Annotated in this window: 8 protein-coding genes; 3 read left to right on the top strand and 5 right to left on the bottom strand. The window is 27.9% G+C overall.

Going from position 1 to position 13,426, the window contains the following annotated elements:
• Positions 1-30 precede the first annotated feature (30 nt).
• From hisS to rpsT, 3 genes are all read left to right on the top strand, one after another.
• Positions 31-1,317, top strand: a complete 1,287-nt coding sequence (gene hisS / locus MYF_RS01655) for a histidine--tRNA ligase (protein WP_002557534.1) — start codon at positions 31-33, stop codon at positions 1,315-1,317.
• Positions 1,310-3,013 (top strand): aspartate--tRNA ligase, encoded by a 1,704-nt coding sequence (gene aspS, locus MYF_RS01660; RefSeq protein WP_002557535.1) that lies wholly within the window; start codon positions 1,310-1,312, stop codon positions 3,011-3,013. Before hisS ends, aspS begins: the two co-directional genes overlap by 8 nt.
• A gap of 386 nt (positions 3,014-3,399) precedes the next feature.
• Complete coding sequence (rpsT, locus tag MYF_RS01665; protein ID WP_039387777.1) at positions 3,400-3,672, top strand: 30S ribosomal protein S20; 273 nt, start codon at positions 3,400-3,402, stop codon at positions 3,670-3,672.
• A 154-nt stretch (positions 3,673-3,826) separates the two neighbouring features.
• Here the strand turns inward: rpsT and MYF_RS01670 are convergent, their stop codons facing one another.
• The 5 genes from MYF_RS01670 to MYF_RS01690 all read right to left on the bottom strand — a co-directional run bounded on the left by MYF_RS01670 (position 3,827) and on the right by MYF_RS01690 (position 13,381).
• A complete protein-coding gene (locus MYF_RS01670) occupies positions 3,827-7,477 on the bottom strand; it encodes an Mbov_0399 family ICE element protein (RefSeq protein ID WP_002557537.1) in 3,651 nt (1,216 codons plus the stop codon).
• On the bottom strand, positions 7,477-10,119 hold the full coding sequence (locus MYF_RS01675; protein ID WP_002557538.1) for an Mbov_0397 family ICE element conjugal transfer ATPase: 2,643 nt from the start codon (positions 10,117-10,119) through the stop codon (positions 7,477-7,479). The genes MYF_RS01670 and MYF_RS01675 overlap by 1 nt, the downstream gene beginning before the upstream one ends.
• A gap of 81 nt (positions 10,120-10,200) precedes the next feature.
• Positions 10,201-12,291, bottom strand: a complete 2,091-nt coding sequence (locus MYF_RS01680) for an Mbov_0396 family ICE element transmembrane protein (protein ID WP_051054268.1) — start codon at positions 12,289-12,291, stop codon at positions 10,201-10,203.
• The gene (locus MYF_RS01685) at positions 12,291-12,602 is read right to left on the bottom strand and encodes an Mbov_0395 family pilin-like conjugal transfer protein (protein ID WP_039387610.1); all 312 of its coding nucleotides are present in this window, start codon (positions 12,600-12,602) and stop codon (positions 12,291-12,293) included. Before MYF_RS01685 ends, MYF_RS01680 begins: the two co-directional genes overlap by 1 nt.
• Positions 12,602-13,381, bottom strand: a complete 780-nt coding sequence (locus MYF_RS01690; RefSeq protein WP_002557540.1) for a DNA-processing protein DprA — start codon at positions 13,379-13,381, stop codon at positions 12,602-12,604. The genes MYF_RS01685 and MYF_RS01690 overlap by 1 nt, the downstream gene beginning before the upstream one ends.
• Positions 13,382-13,426 lie beyond the last annotated feature (45 nt).

Below are 13,426 nucleotides of genomic sequence, written 5' to 3' on the forward strand. Positions count from 1 at the left end.
TTATTTTTAAACTAAAAAATAAAGGAAAAAATGGAAAAAAAAATAAATTTATGCCCAAAAGGCACTTATGATCTTTTTGGTGATAATAGCAAAATTTTCCTTAATGTCCGCAATATTTTTTTTAAATTATCCGAAAAATTTAATTTTTCGTATGTTGAAACGCCAATTTTTGAATATTCAAATGTTTTTGAATCAACTAATGAAATTTCCGACATAGTTACAAAGGAATTATACAAATTTAGTGATAAATCGAATCGACAATTAGCATTAAGACCTGAAGGTACTGCTCCAATTATGCGCGCAATTACACAACATAAACTAGCACAAAATGAGAAAAAATTTTTTTATTTTGGCCCGATGTTTCGTTATGAAAGTCCGCAAAAAGGTCGCTATCGTCAATTTTACCAAGCAGGTTTTGAAATTATTAACTATAAAAATAAATCTCTTGAATTCCAAGTCCTTGAAATCATTATCCTTGCAAAGGAAATTCTTAAAAATCTTGAAATAACTCAATTCCAACTAAAAATAAATTTCCTTTCAAATGCAAAAACACGAATAGAATATGCAAGAAATTTACGTGCTTATTTTGAAAAATTTATTGACAAGCTCGAACCAATTTCTAGATCTAGAATTAAGAATAACCCATTACGGATTCTCGATGACAAAATTGAAGCAAAAAAAGATTTTGTCAAATTAGCACCTAAAATAAACACTTTTTGAACAAATGAAGACCTTGATAAATTTAATTTAATCACTACAGTACTTGACAAATTTCAAATCGCTTATAAAATTGATTATAATTTAGTTCGCGGACTTGATTATTATGATGATTTTGTCTTTGAATTTATCGACACATCAAACACACTTGGAACAAAATTAACATTAGTTGGTGGAGGTTGTTATAATAATCTTTCTTTAAAATTCGGGCCTGATAACTTACATAATATTGGAATGGCTTTTGGAATTGAACGCATAATTGAAATTTTGAAAACAAAATCTAGGTTTTCTTATAAAAAACTTGACTTTTTTTTAATAGGTTTTAATTATACAGAAATTATTGAAAATTTCAAGATTGCAAACTTACTCCGCGAACAAAATTTTCAAGTCGATCTAAACAAATCTCCCCTTTCAATTAATAAAGGTTTTCAAAAAGCAAAAAAATCAGGCGCTAGATTTGCTTTTTTCTTTGAAAAAAATCAAGAAAAAAATTATATTTCTCTTAAAAATTTACAAACAGGGAAAAATTGCGAAATTTTGTATTCTAAATTCGACCTTGAAAATTTAAATTATATCATAAACGAGGGAAAAAATGTATAATTCTAAAACTCTTTCAAAATCAGAAATTGGCAAATTAGTTTCAATTCAAGGCTGAGTACAAAATATTCGCAAAATTAAAAGAAAAATCTTTGTAATTATCCGCGACTATCACGGAATTTTCCAGGTTGTTATTAACGAAAATTCAATAACTCAAAAATTTTCGAAAGAATCAGTTGTTAAAGTTCAAGGTACTCTGACTTTACGCATAAATCCTAACTATAAAATTCATAACGGCGATCTTGAAATTGTTGTTAAAAATTTAGAAACTATTTCGTTTTCCAAACAAATTCCTTTCGAAATAAGCAACGAAATTAATGTAAACGAAGATTTAAGACTAAAATTTCGTTATTTAGATCTTAGGCGCCAAAACATGAGAGAAAATCTAACTTTTCGGTATGAAATTTTTCATACTATTCGCTGTTTTTTATATGAAAACAATTTTATTGAAATCGAAACCCCAATTCTGTCAAAATCAACCCCAGAAGGAGCAAGGTCATTTTTAGTACCCACTCGTAAAAAAGGCAAATTCTTTGCGCTGCCGCAATCGCCGCAAATTTATAAGCAGCTTTTGATGGTCTCAGGTTTTGAAAAATACTTTCAATTTGCCCGCGTTTTCCGGGACGAGGATTTGCGCAAGGATCGTCAATTTGAATTTACACAGCTTGATTTAGAATTTGGATTTGCTAATTTTAAGCAAATTTCAGAACAAATTGAAAATCTTATAAAAACTGTGTGAGCAAAAATTTTTCCAAATTTAACACTTAATTTCCCAAAAATGGATTATTCTGATGCAATTCGTCTTTATGGAACCGAGAAACCTGATTTACGTTTTGAAAACAAATTGTTTGATCTTGATTTTCTAAATAATTCTGACAAACTTTTTCAAGGAAAAACGCGGGGAATTTTTCTTGAGAAAATCTTGATTACAAAAGCTGAATACCGCATTTTTGTTGAAAAAATTCAACAAAATAAAACAAAAAGACTTTTATATTTACATATTACAGACAGCAAAATTATCTATTCTTCTTTTAAATTAGACGAAAAACTTTTAATCCAAAGTAAAATAGAAAATTGACTTTTTGAAAATAATTACCAAAACGGAACTCTTTTTCTAGTTGCGGACGAATATAAAAATGCGTCCCAAGCACTTGGAGCACTTAGAAATTTGCTAGCAAACAAATACAAACTTGTTAATGAAAATGAATTTAAATTCCTCTGAATTATTAATTGACCACTTTTTGAACTAAATTCTGAAAAAAATTTAACGCCAGCTCATCATCCTTTTACCGCGCCAACAAGCGAAAGTCAACATTTTTTGGATAAAGAGCCTATAAAAACACAGGCTCAAGCTTACGATCTTGTACTTAATGGCTTTGAGTTAGGTTCTGGTTCTATTAGAATTCACAATTCTGAATTACAGAACAAAATTTTTCGCATTCTAGGCTTAACGCAAGAAGAAATTAATCATGAATTCGGCGCGCTTTTGCGCGCTTTTAATTTTGGCGTGCCGCCACATGGCGGGTTTGCTTTTGGCCTTGATCGTTTAATAATGATTTTGCGAAAAACAGAATCTATCCGTGATGTCATCGCTTTTCCTATTAATTCTAAGGGCTTAGACTTATTGCTCGATTCGCCAGCAGAAATAAAAAAAGAAACACTAGCTGAATTTGAACTAGAAACTGTTATAGCAAAATAATTTTTGGCCTTGATTAGCTTTATTTTTTAAATAATAGTGTAAAATTATGAATGCTAGTTTTAACAAATTTTTATTTTTGAACTTAAAAAAAAAAAAAAAAAAATGAAATAAGCTATTTTTTATTTGTTTTATTATATATCTTATACATTTTTTAAGAAAATAAAAAATGTATAAGAAAATTAACGAATATTACCAAACCATAATAGTATTTCCAAAATCAAATGCTAGAAAAATTTTTGTTAATAAATACTAGATTTACTTTAATTTTCGAAATAAAAATTAAATCTTTATTATAAGCAGTTTTTATGGTACAATTTTATGAATATTCTCCGGCTAAAAGGACAAATTGAAACAAAATATATAGTTTAAAAAATTTAAGGAAAATTATGGCTAATATAAAATCAAAAATAAAATCAATTACAAAAATGGAAAAAGCAAGACTAAGAAATAATGCAATTAAATCGCGTGTAAAAACTGCAATTAAGAAGGCGAAAATTGCAATAAATGCAAATTCTGAAAATAAATCTGAACTAATTGCAAAAGCTCATAAGGAAATTTCAAAGGCTAAATCAAAAGGTGTTTTTCACAAAAATACCTCATCTCGAAAAATTTCTAAATTACATTTATTTGCTAACAAGCACACAAAACCAGCAGTATAATTTCGATTATTTCCACGATTTTAAAATAAAATTTATCAGATAATTTTTTAATTTTTAAGTTTTTCTTATATAACAAAATTATTATAAATTTGGCAATAATTTTGTTATATTTTAATTATAAAAAATCAGAAAATGTAATTTTTACTTTTACATTTTAGTTTTTGAATTTAACAATAAATTTATTAAAAATCCAAAATCCAAGAAACACAATACCAAGTGACATAAAGATAATAACTGGAATTAATCAATATAGGGTTGTTTTTTTCTCGAAAATATTTTTTGTATTAGCTATTTGATTTAAACTTGCATCATTTAAATTACCTAACGGCGAAAAATCAGAATTAAAGACTGTCAGCTCTTTTTTCCCATTTAACTGAGAAGTTCCGGGTTCTAAAATTAAAGTTGCACGGTCCAAATTTGGATTTAGGCGAAATTCGTGCGCGATTTGTGCTAAATTTTGTAAATATAGATACTTTTTAGCATCGATTTCTTCAGGCAAGAGTAAATTATAGACGTGATCTTTTAATGCCTTTTCTAAATCACCGCTGTGTTTTGAGACAGAAAAACTAAATTGTGTAGCACGGATTTGATTTAAATTATCTATTTTTGGTTCGACCAAACTTCCAATAATGTTAACCAGTTTAATTATCTTTGAACCATAAAAGTTTTTGCTAGAATCAGGTTTTATTCTTAGTTCCAACTTCCAAATTTTATGTGGAAGTTGGTCATTTTCTTCGATATTTTTCACTACTTTTTCCACAATCCCATCAAAATTATCAATTATAAAATCAGAATTAAACTTATATTTTTCATTTTTTCAACTTTTTTCAATTTCAGTTAAAATGATTTTTTTTGCATTTTCAAAACGGGAAATTCCGGCTAAATTTATTCTATCAAGGTCAAGTTCATCAAAAATATTTTTGGTATAGCCCGTAATCACACTAGTTTTTGCTATCTTTTTTAATAAAATAAACGGTTTTTCAACAAAAAAATCATTTTCATACTCCCTTTTTACTTTAAAATTTGCATAAATATTATTATTTTCTTCTTCTAGAAAAATATCAACTTTATCTGCATTTTCCTGAGATAAAAAATTTTTAATTATTTCAAAAAAACTGCCAAAATTTACATTACTTGGCAAATTAATTTTTTTAGTATCAAAATTTATTTTTGTTTTTGTTGAATTTATTTTTGAATCCTCGATATTTATATTTTTAAAACTGAATTTATTTTGCTTTTTGGCAAAAAATTTGCTTTCTTCATCATTTTTAAGTTTTATACTTATATCAAAATTGAAACTACCATCAGAATTTTTTTCAACATTTTCGATTGTCAATTCATTTTTAGAAATTTCCTCGTCCTCAGCTAATATTATTTTTAACAAATCAGACTTCATTTCTGGGGTGATTTCTAAAATTTCATTATTTGTCGCGCTTTCAGATTCTGAATTGTTATTATTTTTAAAATTCAGAGAATTTTTAGTGATTTTTTTCTGTTTAATTGCCAAAATAATTCTATTTTTAATTAAATAATTTATATCAAATCGTGTATTAATTTTTTGAAGCGTTTGCTTTTTAACTAAATTTTCGATAAAATTGCGTCATTGGAGTAAAATCTGTTCATATGAGAGGTTTTTAATTTCTTTTCATGTCATTTTTTTATATAACAGATTTTGAGATAAGATTTGCCCTGGTTTTGATTCTCAAAACGGAATAATTGATTTATTTGGGAAAACATCACTAAAAAGTTGCGCGCTTGCATTTTCTCCTATTGAGACAATTTTATATGAAGAAAGCCCTTTGTCAAATTGGGAACTAAAAAGTCAAATTCCTGAATTTGAAAAGTATTTATTGGTGCTGTTTGTAATATTAAATTTTTCGGATTTGTGGTTTTTTGCACCTAAAATTTCGAATTTTTCTTTATTATTAGAATCAACTTGATATCTATATGAAAAAACTTTCTCATTTTTAATTGATGAATTTAAAGTTATGTTTGCGCCTTTTCCACTAACACTCGCCTCAGCAATAAAGCCAAAATCACTAATTGGTTTTACGTTTTGTTGAAAAATTTCGCTAGGAAGTTGCGCAAAATTACTGTTTTCTGGCAGGGAGTCTAAGTTATTACCAGTTAAAACTCAGACAATTTGTTTTTTTGTGCCTGTTTCTTTATCTATTAACGGATCAAATTTTGGATTTTTTGCTTTACTACCAAAATTATCATAAATTATGGTTCCCGATGTATCTTTTAAATATGGTTCAATTAATTTTTGCTGCTCTTCATTATTCTGTGGATCTCATGCAAATCATTTAATATCCATCACTGAATTCGCTGCTTTAATTACAAATTCAATTTCATATAGAGCAATTAATTTGGAATTATCTTGTGTTTTATTGCTTTTTTCAAATTTTTTGATTTCGATTTTATACTGATTTATTGCGCTTTTTTTATTTTTCTGGTCAAGTCTTAAATCATCAAGTTCATAATTAAAATTCCGATCTAAGACATCAATTGGTTTTCCATTTACATAAAGAATTTCATTTTCATTTTCCTCAGCAAAGAAATTTAGCCTAATTTTATCGTGATATTCCCATTTTCCGCCATAGATATAGTCAAAATTTTCTTTTTTTTCTTTATTTTTACCAGCTTTTATTTTAATAGGTTCATCGGTTTTTGCCTTGTAATCTTTTTGATCGTAAATTTTCCCAGGTATTATTGTTAACCTTTTTCAAAACTGCCCTTGATTATAACTTTTTTCTGTAGAAAAATTAAGCCTAACGTTATTATTTAGTGCAAAATTATAGTAATTTTTATCTTCAGGATGTTGAAAATTTAAGAAAAACTCAATTTTAGTGTGGCTTTTTAAATCAAATTTTAATGATGCATTGTATTTTGGGCCATTTTTAAATAATAATTTAGATAATTTATCTACTTTTTCGTTAAGTTTCTCAAGCATTTCTGATGTTGGACTTAATGCAAAATTGCGTATTTCATCCTCTTTTTCATTTTTTTGATTATCAAGTAAAACAATTTTATTATTATTAATAACTTTAGTATTAAAGCTTTTCTTTAAATCCTCTAAATATTTTGTAAGTTTGCTGTTTAATTTTAAAATAGGTTTTTGATAATTGTAGTTAAACTGCAAATTTATTGTAAAATTTTTGATTTTATCTTCTGTAATTTCAAACCCAATCCGATAAATTATGTTTAATATTCTAAAATTGTTTATTTTTAAATTTTTTTCAAGGTTATTGATTTTTTCTTTGACATGTTTATTTAAATTTTTTGCGACATTAAAACTAGTATTTTTATTTAAACTATGTTTATCCGAGGTGATTATTAATGAGATTTGATCAAAAATTGACTTATCATATTCACCATAAACTCTGAAAATTGTTTCTTTTTTTCAATGCCTAAACTTACTTTCATCTAAAAAAAATTGTCAGTTTTTGCAATTCTCTAAATTCTCGCAATATTCAAAAGCAAAATTACTCCTGTTAACTTCAGGCCTTGACCCAGGTGGATAAACTTTGTTTTTTATTTTCTTATCAAACCAGTATGTTCCAAGTCTGCGAATTTCTTTATTTTGCGTATGGTCTTTATTATTTTTTCATTCAAAAAAAACAGAATCTGCTTGCCTTTCAACTTCAAAGTTTTTAACAGCTCATGTAAAATTTGCAGCATAAATTTCCATTGGTTGACTTTTTGATTTATTGATTTCAAAATAATCAACATTCTGATAACTGAGAGCTAAAAAAGGCAACGGAATTATTGATGTTATTAAAAAAATTGGTAATTTTTTGCTCATTAATTTTCCTCCATTTTTGACTTATCACCCTTGTCAAAAAATAATTTTTTTTCGTTTTTATTAAAATAGCCAGAACAGATATAACGATCATTTAGGTTTACCGAAAAAATAAATTCGCCAATCTGTGCAAGCGCAATAAATTTTTTTTCTTCTTTTGTAAGACCACCTGATGAAGAAAAAAGTTTGTCGACTTTTTCAATATCATTACTTTTTAAGTTAAAAAAGAAAGCATACTGACAATTTTCAATAATTGCTTCCGATTTTCTTGCGGCTTCGCCGCTAATTGCAAAATCACTAGGATTTTGTGTTGCAATTATTAAAGAACCATTATATTTACGAATTGTTTTTGCGATTTTAAAAAGAAAATCAAGCGCAATTGTATTTGATTCATCAATAAAACGGTGAGCTTCATCTACAATTAATACAATTTTTTGGTTTTTATAAAAGTTAGTAGCAATTTTCCCCTCAATAAATGATAAAACAAGAAAAAAAGCTGATTGATAAATACGTTTTTCAAGGTGCATCAAAGTTGATACGTTGAAAATTACAAGTCCATGTGCAATATCTAAATTTGTACTATGACCATTAAACAACCGATTTAATTTACCATATTCATTAAATTCATAACTTAAAGTTGATAAAACGATTGTTTTTTCAAAATCAGTTATATAGTTAAAATTCATATTATCAAACTGGGAAATTAAATCCTTAATAGTTGGAAATTTATCTGGTTCTAAAAGGCAGACATCATCAAAAAGTGTATAAAAATCGCGATTTTTATACATTTCGTTAATGGCTTCGATAATTGCCATTAACATTTTATGGTCTAAATTTGGTAGCAAAATTCCAAAAAATTTTTCTAAATTTTGCAAATGTAACGCAATCGTTTCAACGTTATTAAAATTTTCACTTTGCTTTTGTTTTGATTGGGGATTGAAAACCTTCTGAATTTGCAGCGGGTTAAAAATCGTTAAAATACCGCCGCCAAAATTAATGCTGTTTGCACCCAAATTATCGCCTATTTTTCAATATTCATTTTGGGGATCCAAAACTATTACAGAATTGCCGATTGCTTTATTATAAGTTAGTAATTTTTTAGTCATTGTCGATTTGCCAGCGCCAGATGTTCCTAAAATAAAACAATTCGAATTTTTTCGGTCTTGATCTTGCAAAAAAAGATCAAAGAAAACTGGAGTATAATCAGTTTTGCTAATGCCAATTATATTATAATTTCCATCATTAAAATTTCTTGATGTAAATGGTATTCCAAAAGCAATATTACTAGCTGGCATTTCAATTTCTTCTTTTAAAAAGTTGCTAAAACGAAAGAAAAGTGAAGCAAAACCTTGTAATTGTCGATATTTTAAAGGGTTGATTGTACCGCCGATGTTTCGAAGGTTATTACGATTTTGACTTTCAATTTCCTTTAGTTCAATTTTTGTTGCCGCTGTATTTAAAAAGATAAAAGTTGAATAAAAAATTTCTTCCCGTGATGAAGCAGCAATATTGATTATTTCCTCAAGTGCCGCACGTTCTGTTGCGGTTTTTGTTTTATGAACAAGATTACGCTGATCATTTAAATTATATTCTAAATTTTTTGCCCCTTTATTGAAACTGCTTTCTTTTTCTGTGGTCGTTAGACGATTTAAATGCCAAACAACGCTGCTGTTTGTTGAAAAAAGTTGTGCAGCCCAACCAAGTGGCAAGTTAAACGGATATTCATTAATAGTTTGAACCGAAAAATAAACATCATTAATTTTGAAATATTCAGGATGCCACTCAATTTTATTTTGGGCTAAATATTTGCTAATATCATCGCCGTTTTTAATATTAATAAATTCTTTTTCATTTAAAAAATCGCTAAAATTAATAATCTTTAAATTTAAATCAAGTAAATCTCGAAGCGGGGCTAACCACGTGTGAAATCCAGTTAAAGAAATATTAGCGCGCAAAAGATTCACTTGCTGCAATAAAGAAACATCATTTTTTTCATAAACAATAATAAAATAACGATGATGCAAATAAGTATCAAAGTTTGCAATATCTGTTTTATATTCGCTACATAATTCCTCTCCTAAATTTTTGATACATTCATCTTGATAAGTTAAAAAAAATAATTTATTTTTAGTTAGATCATTTGGATGGGCGATTTTAACAATTGAAATTCGGTTGTTTATTACATTAAAACTCGCTGTTAGCTGTTGAAGAATCTGTTCTATTTTTTCAGCGCCAATACTAAAAATATCTTGTCCTCTAATCTCAATTCCGCCAACAAAACCGCCAGCAACTTTTATAAAATCTTGTTTTGCACGTGTATATGGCAATAAATTTGCTGTATTTGCACTAGTTTTTGAAATTTTTGTATAAATTTTTGGCCGCGAAATATACAAAATTTTGTACCAAAGAATTTTATAACCCTTAAGTCCTCAATTTTTATAATGCTTTATCAAAGGTATAGTAAAAATAAGAAAAAAACTGGCAGAAATTAAAATTTTTCACAAAACAAAAATGTTTTCAGGCAAACCAAAACTGATACTCGCAGATAAGAAAAACGTGAACATAATAATCGGCAAATCAATCAAAGTAATTTTACGAAAAATTTGAATTTGCACATTTTTAATTCTTTTATTTTGTAATTTCATTAATTTTTTTCCGTTTTTTATTTAAGATTTTTGTTTTTATTTGTCTTTTTTAGCAGATATTTCTGGTTTTGTCTCCAAATTTTATGGTTCTATTTGTTTTTTTGAATTAATCGTTTTTTTGGCTATTGGTTTTATGTTTTCGTGGTTATCTTCTATTTTTTTTAAGTTTAGATTTTTACTATGAACATTTAGTTTCAATTCATTTTCTTGAACCCTAGATTTGTCATTTTCCTTGACTTGGGCAACTTGATTTTCGCTAGTTTTTTTCTTTCTTTGACTAGTTTTTTTCTCTTTAGGTTCAACAGTTTTAATTTTTTTGCTTGTTTTTGTTGACTTTTTTGCAGTTTTAATTTCGGATTTTTTTGCCTTTTTAGTAACTTTTTTCACTGTTTTTGCAGTAGTTTCTGATTTTTTTGTTTCTTCAGGTAATTTGCCTCAAAATCATTCTCAAAAACCTTTTTTTTCAGGTTTTTCTTCTTGTGTTTCGGCAATTTCAGTTGGTTTATTTGCTTTTTTTGCTAGATTTTGAGTTTCTGACTCAGTTACAAGGCTTTTTTCAGTATTTTTTTCACTATTTTTGCCATTATTATCATCCACTTTTCCAATAATATTCCCACTTTTATGTGTATTTGTTACCATATCAGTATTTTTTTGTGGGTTTTTTTGTAATTTATCCTCCACATTCTCTTTATTTTCGCTTAAATTTTTGTATGGTAAAAGAAGTGGAGGTTTATTAGAGTTTTCGCTGTTTGCTTTTTGCTTATTGTCAAGTTTTAGTAACTCAACCGAAGCGCCATCTGAGTTAGCTTGTTTCTTGTTTTTTTTAAAAAAGCCACCAATTTTGTCAAAAAATAGTCTTGCTGGGCTTTTTTTTGTATCTATGATTAAAGCTTTTTTTGCTCGTTTTTCCTTAAATTTCTGTGTTGCATGTTTTAAACCTTTATAACCTCAATCCAAAATAGGTCAAGCCGCTGCTGTTGTTTCTGCAATCGCGGGAAGTCTTCAACTATTTAGTTTTGATGAGCCAGGAAAAAACGAATTATCAGTAACATTAAATGGGTTTTTATTTTTATTTTTTTCTAACAAACTACTAACATTAAGTTTATCGCTTTTAAAATTTTGTCCTAAAGCCATTATTCCAGCCGCTCCTGTGGCAGCGACAGCGCCAACCTTTAATACAGATGATGCCAATCTTTGTTGGTGTTCAAGAGCCCCTGCTTGTCCAAATTGTGCTGCAATTTGGCGAGTAAATGATGCAATTGCCAATCCACCACCGATTATAAAAGAAATTCTGAATAAAAATCGGAAAATTTGTGGACTTTTCACTTGGTCTAAATCAATTAAATCAGCAATTTTGTAAGTAGAACCAATTCAAATTAAAAACAAATTAAAACTGACCTGATAGACAATAATTATTGCAAATTGCCCTAAAAAGTTTTTAGTCCAAGATTTTAACCTTCTGCCATCATCCCAAATGCTGCTAATTGCCCAAACAGGCATTGTCAAAAAATTCATAAAAAGTTGCGCCGATGCTGTAAATCATGAAATAAAACTTATTCCTAAAATATAAGCAACAATAATTGATGAAGCAGACAAAGTAATAATTAAACTAATTGCCTCGCCAGATTCCATTGCTGAAAAAGTTGAATAACTAGGTGAACTAAAACTTTCTGAAATCGAGTTTATCTCATCTTCAGGAATTTTATTAGATGCCGATCTTAGCATTACTATAATTAAATTTTGTTCCCCGCGAATATAATCATTAATTAAAAAAAGGGTTGACTGAATTGTAACAAGCAAAACAAAAAAAATAATTGGGAAAAGAAAAATGAAAGCAAACGAACCAAAGCCAACTTTCCCCATTGCGATAATTTCACTATCTGCTGATCTTTTGCGAATAATTAAAAATTTAATATACCGTAAAATAAAAACAATAAAACCCATCGAAATTGAAGTGATTGCAAAAATTCAAAAACCGACTGGCAAATTTTCAAATGAAAAACTTTTTTTTTGAAAAAGCGCATTTACAATTACATTAATTCCGATTTGATCAAAAATAAAATTAAAAAATGCAATAACAGATAATGGTAAATAAACTAAAAAATATCAACCTAAAGTAAAAAAAGGATAAGTAATTAAACTGATTAGTCCATTAAAAAGCCAACCAAACATTAACCACTTGCCCCACCGGATGCCGCCGAACTTGCAACAGAAATTATCACTGTTGAAAGCCCAAGTGCAACTAAAATAATAACAAATCCAATTGAAGACCAAATTAGCGCTTTTTTTCATTTATCTCGCTTTTCAAGCTCATGAGAAATTGCTAACATTGTTGCAAAAAAAACAACTGATGCAACAAGTATACCCGCAGCTATTGGCATTCCAATTTGTGTTAAATACTTTATTCATTTTTGCAAAGTAGTAGCCAATGTCGAAAGTTCGGTCCCAACTTTTAAATCATTAAACAAACTTAAAATATACATTATTCTCCTCTAGATCCGCTTTCATAATAGATATCTTTGATTTCGGTAATCCAATTTGCACCTTGGTAAATTAAATCAGAACAACCTTTATAATCAAGCGCATCTTCATCATTTTTGTCAAAAAAACAATAAATTTCCTTACCAAAATCAAGAAAATAGTTAACTAAATTTTGTGAGCCACCTGTTTGCCGGATTGAATAGATAACTAAAAAATTAGCAAGTCCGGCAACTAAACGGTTACGTTCGATTAATCGTTGTCTGTTTATTTTTGTATCACTTGGGTACTCAGAAATAAACAAAACATTTTTATAGTCTAAAAAATCATCAAAGAGTCAAGGGTTTCGGACTCCGTTTGCCGAAATTGCAATAATTGGCGCATCATTTAAACGAAAATATTCCATTACTTTTTGCTCAACACCTTTATACCCGTTTGTAACTAAAATATGTCGCTTAATAACCTCGTCTAGTGAACGGTTAAAAAATTCTTGAATTTTTGAGTTATATTTTTCGCCTATAAGTGAACTTTTGGGCATTTTATTGTTAAGAAATTCAATATTACCTCGATAAAATAAAACATAAGGCGGATCTTTAAGCATTTGAAAAGACTCAGGATAATTTTCATCAACTATAGTAATTGCATTAATTTTTCCAGAATCAAGTTTTTTCTGAATCTCAAAAAGCTCTTCTTTTGTTATTTTCTCTTCTATTTGAACAGCTTTTTGAATTAATTTATAATCCCCCTTATATTTAATTGCGTAATGAATTAGCTTATTCTTCATTTGCCTTCCTTTCAGTTATAAATTAAGAAAATTTAGAATTTATTA

Origin of the sequence: Mesomycoplasma flocculare ATCC 27399 (genome assembly GCF_000815065.1) — a bacterium.
GTDB classification, from domain to species: Bacteria; Bacillota_I; Bacilli_A; order Mycoplasmatales; family Metamycoplasmataceae; genus Mesomycoplasma; species Mesomycoplasma flocculare.